Below are 22,141 nucleotides of genomic sequence, written 5' to 3' on the forward strand. Positions count from 1 at the left end.
GGCGGACCTCCCACGCCCAGAACCCCGACCCGCTCCAAAAATCGTCTTCAGCGACGCACGACGCCCCTCACGAAACCCGCTCGGCGGATCCAGGCTCAGGTGTCGCGGAAGGGGTGCGGCTCGTGCTCGCGCCGCTCGTCGTCGCGGACCAGGTCGGGGTCCTCGTGCAGGCCGTCGGTCACCTCGGGGCGGCTGCGCAGGTAGAGGATGCTGGCGACCAGCCCTCCCCAGACGACGACCATGGCGACGAGCATCATGACGATGGCGCCGGTGTTCATCGCGTCTCCTCCTCCAGCTCGGGCCAGGCGCGGAAGTCCGGGTCGTCCCGGCCCTTCCAGGGTAGGGCCGCGAGCACGACGGCGGCCAGGATGACGAGGGCGAGCATGCCCCAGCCGAACAGGCCGACGTACCACGTGGGCAGGCCCTCGTAGCCCTCGCCGACCAGCGTGACCAGCTTCTGCCCGAGCATGACGAGCAGGAAGCCCGGCACGAGGATGCCCAGCAGCCCGATCCAGATCCGGCCCACCTTGAAGGTGGACACGGCGTTGAGGTGACGCCGCAGGGTCTCGGAGCGACGGGCCACCCAGACGACGACGACGGTCATGACGATCGCCGACAGGACGATGCCGACGTTGTTGGCGAACTGGTCGACGGTGTCCAGCGCCAGCAGGCCGGAGGTGGTCGAGAACAGCGCGATGGACAGGGCGCCCGAGACGGAGGCCACCAGGATCGCGGCGGTGCGCCGGCCCAGGCCGAACTTCTCCTGCATCGAGGCGGCCACCCCGAGCAGGATCGAGATGAGCGAGGTGAACCCGGCCAGGACCAGCGCGGCGAAGAACACCACGCCGAAGATGTTGCCGCCCGGCATCTCGGAGATGACCGCCGGGAAGGTGACGAAGGACAGGATCGGCCCGGTCAGCCCCTCGAGGTCGGCGACGGCCACCTGCTGCTGGTGGGCGAAGAAGCCCAGCGTGGCGAACACGCCGATGCCGGCGAGGATCTCGAAGGAGGAGTTGGCGAAGGCCACCACCAGGCCCGAGCTGGTCATGTTGGCCTTGCGCCGCTGGAAGGAGGCGTAGGTGACCATGATGCCGAAGGCGATGGACAGCGAGAAGAAGATCTGCGCGTACGCCGAGATCCACACGTTGAGGTCCAGCAGCGCCGACCAGTTGGGGGTGAACAGCGCGTCGAGCCCGTCGGCGGCGCCGGGCAGCGTCAGGGCGCGGATCACCAGGCCCAGGAAGGCCACGACCAGCAGCGGGATGAAGATGACGTTGACCCGCTGCACGCCGCGGCTGACGCCCAGCGCCAGCACGACGAGGATCGCGGCCCAGACGAGCACGAGGGGGATGGCCACCGAGGAGACGATCGTCGTCGAGATCTCCGGGTCGCCGACCTGGAGGTACTCGCCGGTGAAGAAGCCGAGCGTGTCCTCGCCCCACCGCAGGTCGAAGGCGTAGACGAAGTAGCTCAACGACCAGGCGACCACCGCGGCGTAGTAGACCGCGATGACGAACGACAGGCCGATCTGGAACCAGCCCAGGGTCTCGGCCGGCTTGGCCATCCGCCGGTAGGCCAGCGGGGCGGCCGCCCGGTAGCGGTGGCCGATCGCGTAGTCGAGGAACAGGATCGGGATGCCGGCGGTCAGCAGCGCCAGGAGGTAGGGGATGAGGAAGGCCCCGCCCCCGCTCTCGTAGGCGACCCCCGGGAACCGCCAGATGTTGCCCAGGCCGACGGCCGAGCCGATCGCCGCGAGGATGAACCCGGTGTTGTGGGTCCACGTGTCGCGCTGCTCGGCGGCCGGGGCGGTGTTCGTGCCAGCCACGGCGGACCTCCTTGGAAAGGATGGTGCGGTATGAACGTGCCGCAGGTCGGGCGGCGCCCGCCCCGCTGCCGGGGCAGGCCCGGACGGTTGGCAACCTAGTCCACATCCGCGCGGTTGGGTAGTGGCCACGCCCGCCCCCTGTGCCACGCTGGTCCCATGCCCCGGCGGATCCTCGTGCTCAACGGCCCCAACCTCAACCTGCTCGGCACCCGCGAGCCCGAGATCTACGGGTCGGCCACGCTCGCCGACGTCGACGACCTCTGCCGCGAGGAGGCCCGGCGCCATGGGCTGGAGGCCACCTGCCGGCAGACCAACCACGAGGGCGGGCTGGTCGACGCCCTGCACGAGGCGCGCTCCGCCGGCGACGTCGTCGGCGTGGTCCTCAACGCCGGCGCCTACACGCACACCTCCGTGGCGCTGCTGGACGCCGTCAAGGCCGTGCGGCTGCCGGTCGTCGAGGTGCACCTGAGCAACCCGCACGCCCGCGAGCCCTTCCGCCACCGCTCCTACCTCTCACCGGTCGCCGAGGCGGTCGTGGCGGGCGCTGGCGTCGACGGCTACCGGTGGGCCGTGGAGCTGCTGGCGACCCGCTACGGCGGCTGACCGGCCGGCGCCTATCGTGTCCTCATGGGTCTGACGCAGTGGTGGCAGCAGCTGACCGGCAAGCGCGGCGCGAAGGCCGGGGGTGAGCAGGCCAGGGGCGGTGCCCCCGCGCGGCCCCGGCCGGCGATGGCGGCGATGCCCTCGGGGCGCCCGGGCAGGCGCCCCTCGACGCCGGACGCCTCGCTGCCGGTCCTGGGCGTGGACGTCTCCCGCGGCGGTTGGGTCGGCGCGCTGCTCGACGCCTCGGGCCACGGCACCCCCATGCTGCTGACCGGCGCCAGCGTCGCCGAGGTCGTGGAGAAGGCCGGCGACGTGGCCGTCGTGGCCGTGGACATCCCGATCGGTCTGCCCGACGACGCCCGCCGCGAGGCCGACGTGCAGACCCGGGCGTTCCTGCCGGGCAAGTCCTCCTCGGTGTTCACCACGCCCGTGCGCGAGGCCGTCTACGCCGAGTCCTACGGCCAGGCCAACGCGGTCAACCGGGAGAAGGTCGGGTCGGGGGTTTCCCAGCAGGCCTTCGAGCTGCGGCGGCGGATCAAGGAGGTCGACGCCTGGGTCCGCCAGGACCTGTCCTTCCTCGTCGCCGAGTGCCACCCGGAGGCCTCGTTCGCGCAGATGGCCGGTGCGCCGGTCGCGTCGAAGAAGCGGACCGCCGAGGGCTCGGCCGAGCGCCGGGAGGTCCTGGCCCGGCACGGGATCTACGTGCCGACCACCGCGCCCACCGGCGTGGGCACCGACGACATGCTGGACGCCTGCGCCGCCGCGTGGACCGCCCACCGGGTCAAGACCGGCTCGGCCCGCACCTTCCCGGACGACCCGCAGACCTTCTCCGACGGCATCCCGGCCGCCATCCACGTCTGACCCCAGGAGCACCGCATGACCTCGCAGCCCTTCCCCACGCTCGAGACCGACCGGCCCCGCGACTACGGGATGCTCATCGGCGGCGAGGAGGTGCCCGCCGCGTCGGGGGAGACGATCGACGTCATCACCCCCATCGACCGGCACCGCGTCGTGGCCCGCGTGCCCCGGGGGCGCGCCGAGGACGCCGACCGGGCGGTCCGGGCCGCGCGCGCGGCATACCCCGGCTGGGCCGCGCTGCCCTTCGTCGAGCGGCAGCGGGCGCTGCTGCGGATCGCCGACGACCTCGAGCCCCTCGTGGAGGACCTGGCCCGGCTCACCGCGGTCGACACCGGCAACGCGATCCGCACCCAGGCCCGCCCCGAGGCGGCCCTGCTGGTCACCGCGTTCCGCTACTTCGCCGGGCTGGCCGGGGAGACCAAGGGGGTGACCCTGCCCACGGGCGACGACGCGCTGTCCTACACCCGTCGGCTGCCGCTCGGCGTGGTCGCGGCGATCCTGCCGTGGAACTCCCCGCTGATGATCGCCGCCTTCAAGCTGCCGGCCGCCCTGGTCGCCGGCAACACGGTCGTGCTCAAGGCCGCCGAGGACGCGCCCACGACGATCCTGGAGCTGGCCGCGGTCTGCCAGCGGCACCTGCCGCCCGGGGCGATCAACGTCGTCACCGGCTACGGCCCGGAGGTCGGCGAGGCCCTCGTCACCCACGGCGACGTCGACAAGGTCTCCTTCACCGGCTCCACCGTCACGGGGGCGGGAGTGGCGGCCCGGGCCGGGGAGCGGCTGGCCCACGTCTCCCTCGAGCTGGGCGGCAAATCGCCCTGCATCGTCTTCCCCGACTCCGACACCGACGAGGTCGTCGAGCAGGTGCTGCTGGCCACCCGGTTCGCCCGGCAGGGGCAGAGCTGCACGTCCGGCTCCCGGCTGTTCCTCCACGAGGACGTGCACGACAGCTTCCTGGAGAAGCTCGTCGACCGGGTCTCCCGGCTGACGGTCGGCGACCCCCGCGAGGAGGCCACCGACATCGGCTGCATCATCAACCAGCGGCAGTGGGACCGGGTGCAGGGCTACGTCGAGGACGGCCTGTCCACCGAGGGCGTGCACGTCGCCTACGACGGGCGGCCCGCCCTGCAGGTGGGGGAGCCCGGTTTCTACCACGCGCCGATGATCCTGTCCCAGGTGTCCAACGACTGGCGGATCGCCCGGGAGGAGATCTTCGGCCCGGTGCTGTCGGTGCTGCGCTGGCGCGACGAGGACGAGGTCGTGCGGATGGCCAACGACACGTCCTACGGCCTGGCGGCGTTCGTCTTCGCCCGCGACGTCTCCGCCGCGCTGCGGACCGCGCACCGGATCGAGTCGGGCTGGGTGCAGGTCAACCAGGGCGGCGGCCAGCAGGTCGGCCAGTCCTACGGCGGGATGAAGTCCAGCGGCCACGGGCGGGAGTTCTCCCTGGAGGGCATGCTCGAGGGGTTCACCCAGATCCAGCAGGTCAACGTCCGCCTCTGAGGCGGCCGGTGACACGTCCCGCATCTGGGACACTGGGAGGTATGACGTCCGACACCACCCTGGTCCTGCTCAAGATCACCGCCGTCCTCACCGCCCTTCTGGGGGTGCTGCAGGCCGTCCTCGGGTTCCTTCTCGTCGGGGGCACCTGGGTCGGCGCCCACGGGATGATCGGCAACACCACGGTCGTGGTCGCCCTCGTCACCGCGGTCGTGGCCTTCGTCTGGATGCGTGCCTCGGCCAACAAGGGCCTGTTCATGCACGCGGTCGGCGTCCTCGTGCTCGCCGTCGCCCAGGTCGCCCTCGGCGAGATGGGCCTGCGCACCGTGCACATCGTCGTCGGCGTCCTCTTCCTCCTGGCCGCCGTCCCGCTGGCCACCCTGGCCATCCGCAAGCCGGGCATGCGCCTGGAGCGGATCGACCCGGCCCGTCTCCAGGGGCACTGAGCCAGGACCGAGCCGCGCTCAGGCCTCCACCGCGGCCAGGTGGTCCCACGCCTCTTCCATGGCGGGGCCGTACCAGGTGAGCAGCCGGCCGCTGACCAGCCGGGTCGGGGTGCGCCCGAACGCCTCCGGCCCGTCGTCGGCGGTGAACTCGTAGGGCTCGTCGGGCAGCAGCACGACGTCGGCCCCGGCGCCGTCGACCTCCTCCACCGGCAGGGCGGGGTAGCGCTCGGGGTGGTCGGCGAAGACATTGATGAGCCCCGCCCGCGCCAGCAGGTCCCCGGTGAAGGTGGCCGAGCCGACGACCATCCACGGGTCCCGCCAGACCGGCACCGCCACGCGGGCCCGCGGCGCCGGCGGGGAGCCGCCGGCCGGCACCCACAGCTCCCGCACCCGGGCCAGCCAGTCCGGGACGCCCCACGCCAGGACCTCGCCGAAGATCCGCTCCATGGCGTCCACCGCCTGGTCGACCGACTCGACGACGCCGACCCACACCGGCACCCCGGCCGCGCGCAGTCGCCGCACGTCCAGCTCGCGGTTCTCCTCCTGGACGGCCAGGACGAGCTCCGGGTGCAGCCCCGCCACGGCGGCCCGGTCGGGGTTCTTCGTGCCGCGGACCCGGGTCACGTCCAGGTCCGCCGGGTGGGTGCACCAGTCGGTCGCCCCGACCAGCGCCTCCCGCCGCGTCACGGCCACGGCCTCGGTCAGCGACGGCACGAGCGAGACCACCCGGGTCACCGGCCCGTCCGGCAGCGCGACCTCGGCGCCCAGGTCGTCGACCACGACCCGGCTCACGGGGCCCCCTCCGCCGAGGACCCCTCCAGCACGGTCCCGTCCGGCACCCGCCGGGCCCCGCCCTCGTCGGCCAGCCGTACCCGTCCGCGGACGACCACGTCGGCCCCGAACGTCCAGTCGCCCTCCACCTCCAGGCCGGCCGCCTCCCGCAGCGACGGCGCCCCCGCGGGGAACCGGGCGTCGAGGTCGTGCACGAACCGGTAGTGCCGCCGGTCGAGGGTCACGACGGGCAGCGGGTCGGCCTGCGCGACGAGGCGGTACCCCGTGCCCGGCCCCACGGCATACGCGTCCGAGCGGAGCAGGAGCAGCTCGTCGGTGCCCTTGACCGGCACGAACCGGTCCCGGCCCACCCCGACGGCCACCGCGTCGTCGAACAGCTCGACCGCCCCGCCCATCGCGCTCTCGACCTGGACGACCGGCGTGGAGGTGGGGTCGGTCGGGTCGACCGTCTTGGGGTTGCGGATGAGCGGCAGCGGCAGCGACCCGCCGTGCCGCTCCAGCAGCTCCCGCAGCCGGACCAGGTCCAGCCACAGGTTGTTGGTGTGCGCCCAGGGGTGCCGGTCGCCGTCGGTGAAGTGGACCAGCTCCTCCTCGGCGGTCTGGGCCGTGTCGCGCAGGAGCAGCCGCCCGTCGGCCCGCCGTCGCACGAGGTGGCCGCCCTTGCGGTCCATCTCGGTCCGGGGGCAGACCTCGGCGGCGTAGCCGGCGCCGTCCGCGGCGAACCACGCGGCCAGGCGGGCGTCGGGCACCGCGCCGAGGTTGTCGACGTTGGAGACGAACAGCTGCCGGTAGCCCTGCTCGAGCAGCGCGTCGAGCACCCCGGAGGCCGCCAGCGTGGGGTAGAGGTCGCCGTGCCCCGGCGGGCACCACTCCAGCCGCGGGTCGGCCGGGTGGTCGACGGGGGAGAGGTCGTCGGCGCGCAGCTTGGGCTCCCGGCTCTGCAGGACGTCCAGGGGCAGGCCGTCCACGGCCAGGCCCGGGTATGCCGCGAGCCGCGCCAGGGTGGCGTCGCGGGTGGCGAAGCTGTCCAGGAGCAGCAGCGGAAGCCGGGCCCCCGTCACCTCCCGCAGCGCCAGCACCTGGCGCACGGTGACGTCCAGGAAGGTCAGGCCGTCGTGCACCGGCAGCAGCGACTTGGGGACGGACAGGCCCATCGAGGTGCCCAGCCCGCCGTTGAGCACGGCTACGGCCGTCGCGTCGAGCGCGGCGCGGCCGGCGTCGGGGTCGTCGGGCAGGTCGTCCAGCAAGACCTGCGGGGAGGCCGGCTCGACGTCGGCCTCGCGCACGAGCCCGGTCGCTCCGGACACCAGGGCCTCGTGGTGCCGGACGAACGCCCGCACCGCCGGCTCGTTCACCCCCGCGGCCCGCATCCGGGCGACCGCCTCGGCCCGGCCCGGGTGGTCGGCGTTCTTCCCGTCGTCCGTCGTCTCTGCCACGGTCCCAGCCTGCCACGGGAGTCGATGCGACAGGATGGGACGCATGAACGCACAGGTGCAGTTTCCCGACGGCTTCCGCTGGGGCGCGGCCACCGCGGCCTACCAGATCGAGGGGGCGGCCTCCGAGGACGGCCGGGCCGACTCGATCTGGGACGTCTTCGCCCGGCAGCCCGGGGCGGTGTGGCAGGGCCAGGACGGATCGGTGGCCTGCGACCACTACCACCGCTACGAGGACGACGTCGACCTCATGCGGGAGCTGTCCCTGGGCACCTACCGCTTCTCCATCTCGTGGGCCCGGGTGGTGCCGGACGGCACGACCGTCAACCGGCAGGGGCTGGACTTCTACGCCCGGCTGGTCGACACGCTGCTGGACCGCGGGATCACGCCGTGGCTGACGCTCTACCACTGGGACCTGCCGCAGGCGCTGGAGGACCGCGGAGGCTGGCCGGCCCGGGAGACCGCGGACCGGTTCGTCGACTACGCGCTCGCGGTGCACGACGCCCTCGGCGACCGGGTGCGGCACTGGGCCACCCTCAACGAGCCGTGGTGCGCGGCCTTCCACGGCTACGCCGGCGCCCACCACGCCCCCGGGCAGGCCGACCCCGTCGCCTCCCTGCGGGCGGCCCACCACCTCCTGCTGGCCCACGGGCAGGCGGTCCGGGCGCTGCGCGAGCGCGACCCCGACGCCAGCCTGGGCCTGACGCTGAACTTCACCGACACCGTGCCGCTGGACCCGGACCGCGAGGGGGACCGGGACGCCGCCCGCCGTGTCGACGGGACGGCCAACCGGTTCTTCGTCGAGGCGGTCACCCGGGGCGCCTACCCGCAGGACGTGCTGACGGACCTGGCCGACGTCTGGCCGGAGGACCTGGTGCAGGAGGGGGACCTGGAGACCATCGCCACGCCGATCGACGTCCTCGGGGTCAACTACTACGCCACCCAGGCGGTGACCGGACCGGACCCGGAGCGGGCGGCCGAGGCGGCGAGGCAGGCCCGCGCCTTCGACGAGCCCTCGCCCAACGTCGGCTCCGAGCACGTGCGGGCGGTGCGTCGCGGCATACCCGTCTCGGACATGGGGTGGGAGATCTCGGCCGACGCCCTGCGCGAGCTGCTGCTGCGGCTGCAGCGGGACTACACCGGTCCGCGCGGGATCGCCATGGTCGTCACCGAGAACGGGATGGCCTGCGACGACCGGCCGGACGCGGACGGGTTCGTCGACGACCAGGAACGCATCGCCTACCTGGACGCGCACGTGCGGGCCGCCCACGAGGCGATCGAGCAGGGGGCCGACCTGCGCGGCTACCTCGTCTGGTCGCTGATGGACAACTTCGAGTGGGCCTTCGGCTACGCCAAGCGGTTCGGCATCGTGCGGGTCGACTACGACACGCAGCGGCGCACGCCGAAGGCGAGCGCGCGCTGGTGGGCGCGGCTCGCCTCGACCGGCGTCCTCCCCGGGACCTGAACCCCGGGCCCTAGCCCTTGACGCCGCCGGCGAGCAGGCCGCGGACGAAGTAGCGCTGCAGGAGCAGGAAGACCGTCACCGGGACGACCATCGCCACGAACGCGCCGGAGGACAGCAGGTGCCAGGCCGTGCCGCGGGTGCCGGTCAGGTCGGCCAGGCGGACCGTCAGCGGGGAGACGTCCGGGCCGGAGCCGAAGACCAGGCCGACGAGCAGGTCGTTCCAGACCCAGAGGAACTGGAAGATGCCGAAGGCGGCGATCGCCGGCACGAGCAGCGGCAGGAGCACCTGGAAGAAGATCTTCACGTGCCCGGCACCGTCCACCCGGGCCGCCTCGATGAGGGTCCGGGGGATGTCCATCATGAAGTTGTGCAGCAGGAAGATCGCCAGCGGGAGGGCGAAGATCGTGTGCGAGATCCACACCGGCCAGAACGATCCGACCAGGCCCCAGTTGTTGTACTGCGTCAGCAGGGGGATGAGGGTGACCTGGATCGGCACGATCTGCAGGGCGAACACCGCCACGAACAGGATGTTGCGTCCGCGGAACTCCATCCACGCGAAGGCGTAGGCCGCCAGCAGCGCCAGCGTGATCGGGATGATCACCGCCGGCAGCGTGATGACCACGGTGTTGATGAACGCCGAGGCGAAGTCGGTGCTGCCGCCGGTGAAGACTTCGACGTAGTTCTCGGTCGTCACCTCCGGGTCGCCGAAGAAGGTCCACCAGCCGCTGGTGCGGATGTCCGCGGGCGGTCGCCACGAGGTGACGAACAGGCCGAAGGTCGGCACCGTCCACAGCAGCGCGATGACGATCGCGATCGCCGAGGCCCAGGGTGAGGACAGCCGGTTCTTGGTGTCGATCGCCCGCTTCTCGGCCTTGGTGAGCTTGCGGGGGCGGACCGGTTCGGAGCGTCCGTCGCCGTCGAGGTCCTTGACCGGGGCGACCGGGGCGTTGCTGGTCATCGCTGCTCCTCGGAGAGCTTCATCTGGCGCACGTTGTAGACCACGATCGGGACGACCATGACGAACAGCAGCACGGCCAGGGTGGCGCCGACGCCGCGCTGGGCGGTGCGGAAGGTCTGGATGTAGAACTCGTTGGCCACGATCGAGGTGCCGAAGTTGCCGCCGGTCATCGAGTACACGATGTCGAAGACCTTCAGCGTGGCCATGGCCACGGTCGTGAGGACCACGACCAGGGCCGGGCGGATGGAGGGGACGGTCACCGACCGGAACATCCGGAAGTTGCTCGCGCCGTCCAGCTTGGCGGCCTCGATGATGTCGTCCGGGATCGCCTTGATCGAGGCCGACAGCACCGTCATCGCGAAGCCGGCCTGGATCCAGACCATGACGGCGATGAGGAAGAGCGTGTTCCACGGCCAGTTGAGCAGGAACTGCTGGGTGTCCAGGCCCAGCCAGACGAGGAACTGGTTGGCCAGGCCGGTCTGCGGCCGGCTGGCCGGCTTGAAGTCGTAGACGAACTTCCAGATGATGCTCGCCCCGACCATGGAGATGGCCATCGGCAGGAAGACCAGCGTCTTGGCCAGCTTCTCGAACCGGGTGCGGTCCACGAGCACGGCGTAGACGAGGCCGATCGCCGTGGAGACGGTCGGGACCAGCAGCACCCACAGCAGGGTGTTGAGCAGGACCCGTCTCATCGAGGGGTTGGTGAAGACCTCGACGTAGTTGTCCGTGCCCACCCACTCCTGCAGGTTGGGGCTCTTGAACGAGCTCAGCACCGTGTTGATGGCCGGGTAGACCAGGCCGAAGGCGATGAGCAGCAGGGCCGGGCCGAGGAAGAAGACGACCGTGGCCCACCGGGGCATCTTCGGCAGCTCGGCGACGAAGAGCACCAGGGCCATCACCCCGACGAAGAGCAGGATAGCCACGACCATCACGACGAGCTTCTGGGTGGAGGAGTCGGCTCCGAGGAGGTAGTCCATTGCGGTTCCTTCGTTCGCAGGCGGCACGACCGGGTGAGGGGTGCAGCGGCGTGCGCCCCACCCCTCACCCGGTCACGACCGCCGGTGGGTCACTCGGCCGGCCAGGAGCTCTCGATGGCCGACAGCGCCTCCTGGGTGTCCTTGCCGCTGGCGATCCAGTCGGTCATCTCGGTCCAGAAGGTGCCCGCGCCCACGGCCGCCGGCATGAGGTCGGAGGCGTCGAAGCGGAAGGTGGCGTCCTCGTCGGTCAGCAGCTCGTAGGCCAGCTGGTCGATCGGCGACTCCAGGTTGGCCGGGTCGAGCTCGGAGTTGGCCGATACCCAACCGGGGCCGGAGACCTTGGCCTTCTCGTTCGACCACTCGGGGCTGGTCAGGTAGGCCTGCAGGGCCGCGACCTCGGGCCGGTCGGCCAGGGCGACGGTGAACTCGCCGGCACCCAGGACCGGGCGGTCCTCGGCGCTCTGCCCGGGCAGGAAGAAGGCGAAGACGTCGCCGTCCTCGGCCACCGTCACGTCCTCGGGCCAGTTGGCCTGGTAGAAGGAGGCCTGCCGGTGCAGGTAGCAGGAACCGTCCAGGATGGGCAGGCCGGCCTCGCCGAACGGGGTGGTGGCGATGGACTGGACCTCGCCCAGGCCGCCGTTGACGTAGTCCGGGTTGCGCAGGATCTCGCCGACGGTGTCGACGGCCTCGACGACCTGGGGGTCGTCGAAGGGGATCTCGTGCTCGACCCACTGGTCGTAGGCCTCGGGGCCGGCGGTGCGCAGCATGACGTCCTCGACCCAGTCGGTGGCCGGCCAGCCGGTCGCGCCGCCGGACTCGATGCCGGCGCACCAGGGCTTGACGTCCGGGTGGTCGGAGACGATCTGGTCGCTGAGGGCCATGAGGTCGTCCCAGGTCTCGGGGATCTCGTAGCCGTTCTCCTCGAACGCCGCGGGGGAGTACCAGACGAAGGACTTGGCGTTGGCGCCCAGGGGCGCGCCGTAGAGGGTGTCGTCGACGGTGCCGTAGCCGCGCCAGGCCTCGTTGTAGTACTCGTCGATGTTGGACTGGGCCTGCTCACCGACCTCGGTGATCTGGTCGGGGAAGTCGTTGGCGATGCGCTCGATCAGGCCGGGCTGGGGCACGTAGGCGATGTCGGGGGCGTTGCCGGACTCCAGCCGCACCAGCAGCTGGGCCTCGAACTCGCGGGAGCCTCGTACTCCACGGTGGCGCCGGTGCACTCCTCGAACGGGATGTAGGAGTCGATGTGCGGCTGGTCCTCGGGGGAGATGATCGAGGTGTAGACCGAGACGGACTTGCCCTCCAGGTCGCCGTACTGCTCGAAGGCCGAGCAGTCGGTGTCGCCGCCGGCGGTCGCGCCGTCGTCCTCGCCCGCGTCACCGCCGCCGTCGTCACCTCCGCAGGCGGCCAGGGTCAGGGTGGCGGCGAGGCTCGCCGCTAGGGCCAGCTTCATCCGGCGGGGGTTGCGGGTCGTGCGCATCGTTGCAGCTCTCCTTCTTCGCGGGGTCCGGAACGGACGCTCCACGGCCACTATTCCAGAGCGATCGGGCGTGCGGGCAAGGGCCTTGCGGTCACATCCTGGTAACGATCCCCCCCTGCTCAGCGGCCTGCGGGAGGGTCGCGGGCACCGGCGTCGGGTTGACCCGAACGTCAACCGGGAGCGGCGCGTCCCCTACCATCGGGGCAGGACCCCGCACTCGACGAGGAGAAGGCCGTGAGCACCGACACCGACGTCCGGACGAGCGACGAGCAGACCGAGCAGGAGCAGCCGGAGGCGGCCCCGGTGACCCCGGAGCGGCACGTGCCGGTCAACCCGGTGCGGATCGTCACCGCCGCCAGCCTGTTCGACGGGCACGACGCCTCGATCAACATCATGCGGCGGATCATGCAGACCCAGGGCGCCGAGGTGGTCCACCTGGGCCACAACCGCTCCGTGCAGGAGGTCGTCGACGCCGTGCTCGACGAGGACGCCAACGGCGTGGCCGTCTCCTCCTACCAGGGCGGTCACGTGGAGTACTTCGAGTACCTCGTGGAGAGCCTGCGCGAGGCCGGGGCGGGGCACGTGCGGGTCGTCGGCGGCGGTGGGGGCGTCATCGTGCCCGAGGAGATCGAGCGGCTGCGTGGCTCCGGGGTGACGATCTTCTCGCCCGAGGACGGCCAGCGCCTCGGCCTGCCCGGGATGATCAACCAGGTGGTCGCCGACTGCGACTACGACCTGTGGGAGGTCGGGGCCGCCGAGGTCGACGCGGTGCTGGCGGGGGAGCGGACCGCCGTGGCCCGCGCCATCACCGGTGCCGAGACCGGGCGCTGCCCGAGCAGGACCGCAGCAGGTATGCCGTGGCCGCCGCCGCCCGGACCGTGCCGGTCCTGGGGATCACCGGCACGGGCGGGTCGGGCAAGTCCTCGCTGACCGACGAGCTGGTGCGGCGGGTCCGGGTCGACCAGGGCGACCGGCTGCGGGTGGCCGTCCTGGCGATCGACCCGACCCGGCGCAAGGGCGGCGGGGCGCTGCTGGGCGACCGCATCCGGATGAACTCGTTGGACGGCGACCGGGTGCTGTTCCGGTCGATGGCCACCCGGGGCGACCGCGAGGTGCCCGACGCGGTCCCCGCGGCGATCGACATCCTCAAGTCCGCCGGGTTCGACCTGGTCATCGTGGAGACCCCCGGTATCGGGCAGGGCGACGCGGGGATCGTGCCGTTCGTGGACACCTCCCTCTACGTGATGACGCCGGAGTTCGGCGCCGCCTCCCAGCTGGAGAAGATCGACATGCTCGACTTCGCCGACGTGGTGGCGATCAACAAGTTCGAGCGGCGCGGGGCGATGGACGCGCTGCGGGACGTGGGCCGCCAGCTGGTCCGCAACCGGGAGGCCTTCGGCAAGCGCCCCGAGGACATGCCGGTCTTCGGCACCTCGGCGGCCACCTTCAACGACGACGGCGTCACCGCGCTCTACCAGCACCTGCTCGAGCTGCTCGGCGGGCACGGGCTCCAGGTGTCCGAGGGCACGCTGCCGCGCGTGGACGTGCGGCACTCCAGCACGATCCGCCAGGTGGTGCCCCCGACCCGGGTGCGCTACCTGTCCGAGATCACCGAGACCATCCGCGGCTACCACGCCGACACCGAGCGCTGGGCCGACGCCGCCTCCCGGATCCAGCGGCTCGAGGCCGTCGACGACGAGCTGGCCTCGCTGGGCCGCACCGACCACGGCGTGGACGAGCTGCTCGAGCAGGCCCGCAGGGACCTCCCCGAGGAGGTGCACCAGCTGCAGCAGGCCTGGCCGGGGATCGTGACGGCATACTCCGGGGACGAGCACACGGTGCGCGTGCGCGACCGGGACATCACCACCACGCTCACCCGGGAGTCCCTCTCCGGGACCAAGGTGCCGCGGGTGGCCCTGCCGGCCTTCCGCGACGCCGGCGACATGGTGCGCTTCTGGCGGCGGGAGAACCTGCCCGGCGCCTTCCCCTACACGGCCGGGGTGTTCTCCTTCAAGCGCGACAACGAGGACCCGGCCCGGATGTTCGCCGGCGAGGGCGACCCGTTCCGCACCAACCGCCGGTTCAAGCTGCTCTCCGAGGGGCTGCCGGCGACCCGGCTGTCCACGGCGTTCGACTCGGTCACCCTCTACGGCCGCGACCCGGGCGAGCGGCCCGACATCTACGGCAAGGTCGGCACCTCCGGGGTCTCCATCGCCACCCTGGACGACATGAAGGTCCTCTACGACGGGTTCGACCTGCTCTCGCCGACGACCTCGGTGTCGATGACGATCAACGGCCCGGCCCCCACGGTGCTGGCGTTCTTCCTCAACACCGCGATCGACCAGCAGCTGGACGCCTTCCGCGAGCGGGAGGGCCGCGAGCCCTCCGGCGCCGAGGCCGAGGAGCTGCGCGCGCACGCCCTGGCGACCGTGCGCGGCACCGTGCAGGCGGACATCCTCAAGGAGGACCAGGGGCAGAACACCTGCCTGTTCACCACCGAGTTCTCGCTGCGGATGATGGCCGACATCCAGGAGTGGTTCATCGAGAACGGCGTGCGCAACTTCTACTCGGTGTCCATCTCCGGCTACCACATCGCCGAGGCCGGGGCGAACCCGATCAGCCAGCTGGCCTTCACCCTGGCCAACGGGTTCACCTACGTGGAGTCCTACCTGGCCCGGGGGATGGACGTCAACGACTTCGCGCCCAACCTGTCCTTCTTCTTCTCCAACGGGATGGACCCGGAGTACTCCGTCATCGGTCGCGTCGCCCGCCGGATCTGGGCGGTGGCGATGCGGGAGAAGTACGGCGCCAACGAGCGCAGCCAGAAGCTGAAGTACCACGTGCAGACCTCCGGGCGCTCGCTGCACGCCCAGGAGATGGACTTCAACGACATCCGGACCACGCTGCAGGCGCTCATCGCGATCTACGACAACGCCAACAGCCTGCACACCAACGCCTACGACGAGGCGATCACCACGCCCTCGACCGAGTCGGTGCGCCGGGCGCTGGCGATCCAGCTCATCATCAACAAGGAGTGGGGCCTGGCGATGAACGAGAACCCGCTCCAGGGGTCGTTCATCATCGACCAGCTCACCGATCTGGTGGAGGAGGCCGTGCTGGCCGAGTTCGACCGGATCTCCGAGCGCGGCGGGGTGCTCGGGGCGATGGAGACCGGCTACCAGCGGGGCAAGATCCAGGACGAGTCGATGCTCTACGAGCACCGCAAGCACGACGGGTCGCTGTCGATCGTCGGGGTCAACACCTTCCGGCGGCCGGAGTCCGAGCGCGAGGAGGTCGAGGTCGAGCTGGCCCGCGCGACCGAGCACGAGAAGCAGTCCCAGCTGCGGCGGGTCACCGAGTTCAAGGAGGCGCACGCCGACGAGGCGGCCGAGGCGCTGGCCCGGCTCAAGGAGGCCGCGCTCGCCGGGGACAACGTCTTCGCCGTGCTCATGGACGCCGCGCGGGTGTGCACCCTGCAGCAGGTCACCGAGGCGTTCTTCGAGGTGGGCGGGCAGTACCGCCGCAACGTCTGAGGCCACCGGCCGGGTCGGCTGTGGACGGCCGGTCCCGGTCTGTCGGACGCAGCCCCTACGGTGTCGGGGTGGCCACCGACCTGACCCCCGCGCGCTGGGTGCTCGAGCTGAGCAGGGACGGTCTCGTGCGCGACGTCGGGGTGGTCACCCTGTCCCGGGCGGAGGGGTATGCCGCCAGCGACCGGGTGCGCACGCTCGTGGCCGGTCCGCGGGGCCAGCTGCTGGCGACGGTCAGCGGGTCCGCCCGCGGGCTCTACCAGACGATCGTGGAGCCCGACGACGGCTCGGGCGCCTGGTTCGGCCGGTGCTCCTGCCCCGTGGTGGTCGACTGCAAGCACGCCGTGGCCGTCCTGCTCGTCGCCGCGCGCCGGCTGCGGGAGCAGGGCGCGGACACCGACCGGCACGACTGGGAGCGGGCCCTCGCCCCGGTCGTGCGGGCGCCGGCCGCGGGCGGCGGTGGCGACGGCGAGGGTCCGAAGGACGCCACGCACCGGCTCGGGCTGGAGCTGAGCCTGCCCTCGGGCCGGGACGTGTGGGACCAGGCGCCCCGGCTCGTCGTGCGGCCGGTCCGCCGAAGCCTGCGGGGCGGCGGACGCTGGGCGCGGTCGGGCGTCACCTGGCGCGACCTGTCCAGCCCGTGGGCCAGCCCCGGGGTCGAGCCCGTCCACCGGGCCGCGGTCAGCCAGCTGCACGTCGCCGCCCAGGGCCTGTCCTACCGCCACTACTCGGCCACCGAGCTCTCCCTCGGGGACGTGGGGCCGCTCGCCTGGCCGGTGCTGGAGCGGTGCCTGCGCGTGGGCGTGGAGCTGGTCCCCGGCGCCGGCCTGACGGCCGTCGAGCTGGGCGAGGGGTCCGCCGAGGTCGTCCTCGACGTCCGCCGCGACGACGACGGACGGCTGACCCTGGCACCCCGCCTGCTGGTGGCGGGCGACGACGCCGATGCGGACGACGAAGGCGACGCGAGCGACGAAGGCGACGACGTGCGCCTGCTCCCGCTGGGGCGGCCGGCGCACGGCATCGGCCGGGTGGACGCCGACGGACGGCTGCGGCTGTGGCCGGTCCGCACGAGCATCCCCGAGCTGCTCCTGCCGCTGCTCGAGCGGGACCGACCGGTCGAGGTCCCGCCCGAGGACGTCGACCGCTTTCGCACCCTCTACTTCCCCCACCTGAGCAGGGCGGTCCCGGTCCGTTCCCCCGACGGGTCGGCGACGGACCTGCGGCCGGCCCGGCCGGTCCTCCTGCTCGAGCTGACCCCCGGCGAGGACCACCGGCTGGACCTGGCCTGGACCTTCCTCTACCGCACCGAGCCGGACGGGGACGGCGAGCGGGGCGGCACGGACGGTGAGGGTCAGGACGGCACGCGCGGTGTCGTCCTGCCGCTGCGACGTTCGCCGGCGGACGGTCCGCGCGCCGTCGACGCCGAGGACCGCATCCTCGCCGAGGTCGGCGACCTGCTGTCCGCCGCCATGCCGGTGCTGGTCGACCCCTGGGGCTACCCGCCGCGGCCCGAGCCCCGCACCCTCGCCGGGCGGGACACCGCGCTGTTCGTCACGGCCGTCCTGCCGACCCTCGAGGACCACGACGACGTCGTCGTGCGGGTGGAGGGGCAGCTGCCTGACTACGCCCAGGCCCAGGACGCCCCCGTCGTCACCTTCGGCACGAGCGAGGTCGAGGACGACGACGGCGGACAGGACTGGTTCGACCTGCACGTGACGGTGACGGTGGACGGCATACCCGTGCCCTTCGAGGAGCTCTTCGCCGCCCTCGTCCGGGGGGACGCGGTGATGATGCTGCCCTCGGGCACGTGGTTCTCCCTGGACACCCCCGAGCTGCAGCAGCTGCGCAGGCTCATCGAGGAGGCCCGCGCGCTCGCCGACGCCGACCGGCCGGACGCGGTGCGGCTGACCCGCTACCAGGCAGGGCTGTGGGAGGAGCTCGTCGAGCTCGGGGTCGTGGGGGAGCAGGCGCAGCGCTGGCGCGACTCGGTCGAGGCCCTCCGCCACCTCGGCGACGCCGACCGGGGGACCGCCCAGGTGCCCGGCTCGCTGGCCGCCACCCTGCGCGACTACCAGCTCCAGGGCTTCCGCTGGCTGAGCACCCTGTGGGACGCCCGCCTCGGCGGGATCCTCGCCGACGACATGGGGCTGGGCAAGACGCTGCAGGTGCTGGCCACGGTGCTGCGGGCCGAGGAGCGCGGCGACCTGGCGGAGGGGCCGGTGCTGGTCGTCGCGCCGACGAGCGTGGTCGCGACCTGGGAGGCGGAGGCCCGACGGTTCGCCCCGGGCCTGCGGACCGCGGCGGTGACCTCGACCCGCAGGCGCCGCGGTGGCCCCCTCGCCGACGCGGTGGGGTCGGCCGACCTGGTCGTCACCTCCTACACGCTGCTGCGGCTCGAGGCGGCCGACTACCGTGCGCTGCCGTGGAGCGGGGTGGTGCTCGACGAGGCGCAGTTCGTCAAGAACCACCGCTCGGTGACCTACCGGGCCGTGCGCGAGCTGGGCAGCCCACGGACGTTCGTGCTGACCGGCACCCCGCTGGAGAACTCCGTCATGGACCTGTGGTCGATGACCTCGCTCGCGGCCCCGGGGCTCTTCGGCGGACCCGAGGCGTTCACCGAGCACTACCGCAGGCCGATCGAGCAGGGCCGTTCCCCGGAGGCGCTCGACCGGCTGCGGCGTCGGGTGCGGCCGTTCCTGCTGCGCCGCACCAAGGACGAGGTCGCCACCGAGCTGCCCGAGCGCATCGAGCAGGTGCTGCCGGTCCCGCTGCACCCGACCCACCAGAAGATCTACGACCGGCACCTGCAGCGGGAGCGTCAGCGGGTGCTGGGCCTGCTGGAGGACCTGGACCGCAACCGGATGGCCGTCTTCCGGGCGCTGACGATGCTGCGCCAGCTGGCCCTCGACCCCGGGCTCGTCGACGAGCAGCACGCCGGGGCGGCCACCTCGGCCAAGATCGCCGTGCTCGTCGACCAGGTGCGTGAGCTGGCGGCCGAGGGCCACCGGGCGCTGGTCTTCTCCAGCTTCACCGGCTACCTGGGTCTGGTCCGGGAGGCCCTCACCGAGGCCGGGATCGGCACCTCCTACCTGGACGGGCGGACCCGGGACCGTCCGGCCCGGATCGCGGCCTTCCGCGAGGGCGACGACCCGGTCTTCCTCATCAGCCTCAAGGCCGGCGGCGTCGGCCTGACCCTGACCGAGGCCGACTACGTCTTCGTGCTCGACCCGTGGTGGAACCCGGCCGCCGAGGCCCAGGCCGTCGACCGGGCCCACCGGATCGGGCAGACCCGCCCGGTCAACGTCTACCGGCTGGTCTCCACCGGCACGATCGAGGAGAAGGTGGTGGCCCTCCAGGAGCGCAAGCGCGACCTGTTCCGCACGGTCGTCGACGCCGGCGAGTTCCGCTCCGGGACCATCACGGCGCAGGACATCCGCGGGCTGCTGGAGCGCTAGGCGCGGCGATGGTGGCGGTCGCGAGGTCGATGGCCCAGGATGGCCCTCATGCCCGCCGCGCTCGACCACCTCGTCCTGGCCGTGCCCCACCTGGAGGGCGCGGTCCTGGACCTCGCCCGACGCACGGGCGTCCAGCCGGTGTCCGGCGGCAGCCACCCGGGGCGGGGGACCCGCAACGCCCTCGTCGGGCTGACCTGGCAGGGGGAGCGTCGGTGCTACCTGGAGCTGCTGGCCCCCGATCCCGACCAGCCGCCCGTCGCGCCGGAGGAGACGATGCTCGGGCTGGGGGCCCTGGGCGCGGAGTTCGTGCCCCGGCTGCACGCGTGGGCCGTGCGGACCCGCGACCTGGACGCCACGCTGGCCGCCGCGGCCGCCGCGGGGGTGGACACGGGACGCGCGGTGCGGGCCGGTCGCGACCTGCCCGACGGCACCCGGCTGGCCTGGCGGCTGGCCGTGCCCCGGCCCCTCGCGCACGGCGGCGTCCAGCCCTTCCTCATCGCCTGGGACGGCCCCCACCCCACGGACGGGTCGATGCCCACGCTCGAGCTCGTCGAGCTGGCCGTCGACCATCCCGACCCGCAGGCCGTGGAACGGGCCCTGGCCGTCCTCGACGTCGACGTCGAGGTGCACCACGGCCCCCATCCCCGGCTGCACGCGGTCCTCGACAGCCCGGAGGGCCTCGTCGAGCTGGGGGAGTGCTGCCGTGACCGGTGGTGAGCGGACGACCGGGCCGGCGGGCACGGCATACCACCTGAGGCCGCCGAGCGGCTGGCTGAACGACCCCAACGGGATGGTGTTCCACCAGGGACGGTGGCACGTCTTCTACCAGCACAACCCGCAGGCGGCCCGGCACGACCGGATCGCCTGGGGGCACGCCAGCAGCGAGGACCTGGTCCGGTGGGAGCACCACCCGGTCGCGTTCGGTCCGACCGAGGGCGGTCCCGACGCGTTCGGCTGCTGGAGCGGGGTGCTGCTGCCGACGCCCGGTGGCGCGGTGGCGCTCTACACCGGGGTGGTGGACGAGTCCCAGGTGAGCACGGTGTGCCTGCGGCGGGGGGACGAGGAGCTGGTGCGCTGGTCCGGCCCCCGGGTCGTCGCCGCGCAGCCCGGACCGCCCGTGCGGGTGACGCGCGACCCGTTCGTCTGGCAGCACGCCGGCCGCCGGTGGGCCCTGCTGGGGGCCGGGCTGGCCGACGGGACACCGGCGGTGCTGCTCTACGACGCCGAAGACCTCGCCGACTGGCGCTACGCCGACGTCTGGCTGCGGGGCGACCGGGCCGACCTCGCCGCCGCGGGCCCGGCCGACGTGTGGGAGTGCCCCCAGCTGGTCCTGCTCGACGGCGGGACCGGGGAGGCGTCGCTGGTCCTCTCGCTGCACGACCGGGGGCGGCTCACCCAGGTGGTGGGCGTCGGCGGGCACGTGGTCGACGACGACGGCACGCCCCGGTTCGAGCCGTCGGGCGTGGCCGTGCTGGACGTGGGCACCTCGTTCTACGCGCCGCAGGTCGCGGCCGACCCCGACCCCGGTGCCTGGCTCCTGGGGTGGGTGCGCGAGGAGGACCGGCACCTCGACGGGCCTGCCGACGGGCCTGCCGACGGGCCCGACCACGCCGGCTGCCTGACCCTGCCGCGGCGGGTGGTCCCCGACGACCACGGGGCGCACGCGGGTGCGGTGCGGCTGGTGCTCGACCCGCGGGTGGCCGCCGGTCTGCCGCTGGGGCCGCCGGAGGAGGTGACGGCGCACCAGGAGCTCGACCGGCCCCTGCGGGTGGAGGCGCTCGCGGAGGGGGCCCGGCTCACCCACGCCGAGCTGCCGGAGGTGCCGTTGGCGGCCGGTGACCTGGTCCTCGTCGACGCGGACGTGCTGGAGGTCTACCCGGCGCAGGGGCCGCCGACCACGCACCGTCACCCCCGGCCGTGGGCGCTGACGGTCCGACCCGGGCGGGCCGGTCCTGCGGGGCAGGTCGTCGAGGTGCGTGCGGTCGACGTCAGCCGGCTGCGTCCCCCGACCACACCAGCGGACCGTCAGGTCCGGGGCGCGCCCCCTCGCTGAGCGTGTGCGGGGTGACCCGGCCGTCGTGCATGAGGTGGCCGACCGCAACCCCGTGCTCGCCCATGACGACGTCGGCCACGATCCGGCGGTGGCAGCGCCACCAGACCGACTCGGAGCACATCACCGCCGTCCGGCCGTGCCGGTCGCCACCCAGGTCGCGCAGCAGCTCGGCCAGCCCCTCCCGGAACTGCGGGTCCCTCGTCCAGGCCGCGTAGGCGCGGAACTGCTCGACCCGCCACCAGACGTCGGGGTTGTCGGCCCGCTCGTCGGGGGTCAGCCGGCGCCGCCCGCCGAGCCGTTCGTCCCACCGGTAGGCCACCCCCACCTGCCGGAGGGTCTCCTCCAGCGCGGGGCGCTTGGCCGCCGGGTTGGTCCTGCTGCCCGGGTAGCGGCGCACGTCGACGACCAGCTCGATCCCCGCCTCGAGGACGAGGTCGGCCAGCGCGGGCGAGTCCAGCCGCCCGTGCCCGAACGTCAGCAGCGCCGGTGCCGCCCCTGCCATCGTGCCGTCAGGCGTCCCCGCCGGCCGGGCTGGTCGTCGCCGAGGTGGCCCGGCGGCCGGCCGTGCGGCGGGTGGCGGTCCTGCGGGTCGGGGTCTCCTGGGCGGCGGGCTCCTCGACCGAGGACTCCTGGGCGGGGGCGTCCTGCGCGGCGGACTCCTTGGCGGGCGTCTCCTGGGCCGGGGACTCGTTCGCCGGGGACTCCTTGGAGGCCGACGTCCCCGCCCTGCTCCGGCTGCGGCTCGTCGCCTGCGCGGGGGTCTTCG

General features: G+C 73.1%; 19 protein-coding genes. 10 read left to right on the plus strand and 9 right to left on the minus strand.

The window, feature by feature from the left end; all coding sequences use genetic code 11:
* Positions 1–95: 95 nt before the first annotated feature.
* Complete coding sequence (locus BJF81_RS08540; protein WP_075957988.1) at positions 96–278, minus strand: methionine/alanine import family NSS transporter small subunit; 183 nt, start codon at positions 276–278, stop codon at positions 96–98.
* Positions 275–1,825, minus strand: a complete 1,551-nt coding sequence (locus BJF81_RS08545; protein ID WP_075957989.1) for a sodium-dependent transporter — start codon at positions 1,823–1,825, stop codon at positions 275–277. Before BJF81_RS08545 ends, BJF81_RS08540 begins: the two co-directional genes overlap by 4 nt.
* A 156-nt stretch (positions 1,826–1,981) precedes the next feature.
* Here BJF81_RS08545 and aroQ point away from each other — a divergent pair, with 156 nt between their 5' ends.
* From aroQ to BJF81_RS08565, 4 genes are read left to right on the plus strand one after another with little or no spacing between them, the layout of a single operon-like run.
* The gene (gene aroQ, locus BJF81_RS08550; RefSeq protein ID WP_075957990.1) at positions 1,982–2,428 is read left to right on the plus strand and encodes a type II 3-dehydroquinate dehydratase; all 447 of its coding nucleotides are present in this window, start codon (positions 1,982–1,984) and stop codon (positions 2,426–2,428) included.
* Positions 2,429–2,452: 24 nt separating this feature from the next.
* Complete coding sequence (locus BJF81_RS08555; protein WP_083664099.1) at positions 2,453–3,289, plus strand: DUF429 domain-containing protein; 837 nt, start codon at positions 2,453–2,455, stop codon at positions 3,287–3,289.
* A 15-nt stretch (positions 3,290–3,304) separates the two neighbouring features.
* A complete protein-coding gene (locus BJF81_RS08560) occupies positions 3,305–4,789 on the plus strand; it encodes an aldehyde dehydrogenase family protein (RefSeq protein ID WP_075957991.1) in 1,485 nt (494 codons plus the stop codon).
* A gap of 41 nt (positions 4,790–4,830) precedes the next feature.
* Positions 4,831–5,232 carry a hypothetical protein gene (locus tag BJF81_RS08565; protein WP_075957992.1) on the plus strand — a complete coding sequence of 134 codons (402 nt, stop codon included), beginning with the start codon at positions 4,831–4,833 and terminating at the stop codon, positions 5,230–5,232.
* An 18-nt stretch (positions 5,233–5,250) separates the two neighbouring features.
* On the opposite strand, the gene BJF81_RS08570 is transcribed toward BJF81_RS08565, so the two are convergent.
* Both BJF81_RS08570 and BJF81_RS08575 read right to left on the minus strand, forming a co-directional pair.
* The gene (locus BJF81_RS08570; protein WP_143780748.1) at positions 5,251–6,024 is read right to left on the minus strand and encodes a helical backbone metal receptor; all 774 of its coding nucleotides are present in this window, start codon (positions 6,022–6,024) and stop codon (positions 5,251–5,253) included.
* The gene (locus BJF81_RS08575) at positions 6,021–7,460 is read right to left on the minus strand and encodes a UTP--glucose-1-phosphate uridylyltransferase (RefSeq protein WP_342447109.1); all 1,440 of its coding nucleotides are present in this window, start codon (positions 7,458–7,460) and stop codon (positions 6,021–6,023) included. Before BJF81_RS08575 ends, BJF81_RS08570 begins: the two co-directional genes overlap by 4 nt.
* A gap of 43 nt (positions 7,461–7,503) precedes the next feature.
* Here BJF81_RS08575 and BJF81_RS08580 point away from each other — a divergent pair, with 43 nt between their 5' ends.
* Complete coding sequence (locus tag BJF81_RS08580; RefSeq protein ID WP_075957993.1) at positions 7,504–8,922, plus strand: GH1 family beta-glucosidase; 1,419 nt, start codon at positions 7,504–7,506, stop codon at positions 8,920–8,922.
* A 10-nt stretch (positions 8,923–8,932) separates the two neighbouring features.
* On the opposite strand, the gene BJF81_RS08585 is transcribed toward BJF81_RS08580, so the two are convergent.
* From BJF81_RS08585 to BJF81_RS20950, 4 genes are all read right to left on the minus strand, one after another.
* Entirely contained in the window at positions 8,933–9,880 is a 948-nt protein-coding gene (locus BJF81_RS08585) for a carbohydrate ABC transporter permease (protein ID WP_075957994.1), read from the minus strand.
* Positions 9,877–10,857, minus strand: a complete 981-nt coding sequence (locus BJF81_RS08590; RefSeq protein WP_075957995.1) for a carbohydrate ABC transporter permease — start codon at positions 10,855–10,857, stop codon at positions 9,877–9,879. Before BJF81_RS08590 ends, BJF81_RS08585 begins: the two co-directional genes overlap by 4 nt.
* 89 nt (positions 10,858–10,946) lie before the next feature.
* The gene (locus BJF81_RS08595) at positions 10,947–12,020 is read right to left on the minus strand and encodes an ABC transporter substrate-binding protein (protein ID WP_342447110.1); all 1,074 of its coding nucleotides are present in this window, start codon (positions 12,018–12,020) and stop codon (positions 10,947–10,949) included.
* Positions 11,963–12,337 carry a hypothetical protein gene (locus tag BJF81_RS20950; protein ID WP_342447111.1) on the minus strand — a complete coding sequence of 125 codons (375 nt, stop codon included), beginning with the start codon at positions 12,335–12,337 and terminating at the stop codon, positions 11,963–11,965. The genes BJF81_RS08595 and BJF81_RS20950 overlap by 58 nt, the downstream gene beginning before the upstream one ends.
* Positions 12,338–12,571: 234 nt before the next feature.
* Here BJF81_RS20950 and BJF81_RS19480 point away from each other — a divergent pair, with 234 nt between their 5' ends.
* The 5 genes from BJF81_RS19480 (at position 12,572) to BJF81_RS08615 (ending at position 21,375) form a co-directional block, all read left to right on the plus strand.
* Positions 12,572–13,267 carry a cobalamin-dependent protein gene (locus BJF81_RS19480; RefSeq protein WP_237770129.1) on the plus strand — a complete coding sequence of 232 codons (696 nt, stop codon included), beginning with the start codon at positions 12,572–12,574 and terminating at the stop codon, positions 13,265–13,267.
* Entirely contained in the window at positions 13,195–15,870 is a 2,676-nt protein-coding gene (gene icmF, locus BJF81_RS08600) for a fused isobutyryl-CoA mutase/GTPase IcmF (protein ID WP_237770130.1), read from the plus strand. Before BJF81_RS19480 ends, icmF begins: the two co-directional genes overlap by 73 nt.
* Positions 15,871–15,938: 68 nt before the next feature.
* Positions 15,939–19,322, plus strand: a complete 3,384-nt coding sequence (locus BJF81_RS08605) for a DEAD/DEAH box helicase (RefSeq protein WP_202817461.1) — start codon at positions 15,939–15,941, stop codon at positions 19,320–19,322.
* 48 nt (positions 19,323–19,370) lie between these two features.
* On the plus strand, positions 19,371–20,039 hold the full coding sequence (locus BJF81_RS08610) for a VOC family protein (protein WP_158068647.1): 669 nt from the start codon (positions 19,371–19,373) through the stop codon (positions 20,037–20,039).
* Positions 20,026–21,375: a glycoside hydrolase family 32 protein gene (locus tag BJF81_RS08615; RefSeq protein WP_075957997.1), complete on the plus strand. Its 1,350-nt coding sequence runs from the start codon at positions 20,026–20,028 to the stop codon at positions 21,373–21,375. Before BJF81_RS08610 ends, BJF81_RS08615 begins: the two co-directional genes overlap by 14 nt.
* Here BJF81_RS08615 and BJF81_RS08620 read toward each other — a convergent pair.
* Positions 21,311–21,877 (minus strand): DUF488 domain-containing protein, encoded by a 567-nt coding sequence (locus tag BJF81_RS08620; protein ID WP_075957998.1) that lies wholly within the window; start codon positions 21,875–21,877, stop codon positions 21,311–21,313. The two genes, BJF81_RS08615 and BJF81_RS08620, sit on opposite strands and share 65 nt — an antisense overlap.
* Positions 21,878–22,141: the final 264 nt, after the last annotated feature.

The sequence above is a fragment of the Ornithinimicrobium sp. CNJ-824 genome (assembly GCF_001942405.1).
Lineage (GTDB): Bacteria > Actinomycetota > Actinomycetes > Actinomycetales > Dermatophilaceae > Ornithinicoccus > Ornithinicoccus kibberensis.

Coding starts and splice junctions, on each gene's coding strand:
- BJF81_RS08555 (WP_083664099.1), top strand. CDS start 2,453: ATGGGTCTGACGCAGTGGTGGCAGCAGCTGACCGGCAAGCGCGGCGCG.
- aroQ (WP_075957990.1), top strand. CDS start 1,982: ATGCCCCGGCGGATCCTCGTGCTCAACGGCCCCAACCTCAACCTGCTC.
- BJF81_RS08560 (WP_075957991.1), top strand. CDS start 3,305: ATGACCTCGCAGCCCTTCCCCACGCTCGAGACCGACCGGCCCCGCGAC.
- BJF81_RS08540 (WP_075957988.1), bottom strand. CDS start 278: ATGAACACCGGCGCCATCGTCATGATGCTCGTCGCCATGGTCGTCGTC.
- BJF81_RS08590 (WP_075957995.1), bottom strand. CDS start 10,857: ATGGACTACCTCCTCGGAGCCGACTCCTCCACCCAGAAGCTCGTCGTG.
- BJF81_RS08610 (WP_158068647.1), top strand. CDS start 19,371: ATGCCCGCCGCGCTCGACCACCTCGTCCTGGCCGTGCCCCACCTGGAG.
- BJF81_RS08585 (WP_075957994.1), bottom strand. CDS start 9,880: ATGACCAGCAACGCCCCGGTCGCCCCGGTCAAGGACCTCGACGGCGAC.
- BJF81_RS08620 (WP_075957998.1), bottom strand. CDS start 21,877: ATGGCAGGGGCGGCACCGGCGCTGCTGACGTTCGGGCACGGGCGGCTG.
- BJF81_RS20950 (WP_342447111.1), bottom strand. CDS start 12,337: ATGCGCACGACCCGCAACCCCCGCCGGATGAAGCTGGCCCTAGCGGCG.
- BJF81_RS08565 (WP_075957992.1), top strand. CDS start 4,831: ATGACGTCCGACACCACCCTGGTCCTGCTCAAGATCACCGCCGTCCTC.
- BJF81_RS08580 (WP_075957993.1), top strand. CDS start 7,504: ATGAACGCACAGGTGCAGTTTCCCGACGGCTTCCGCTGGGGCGCGGCC.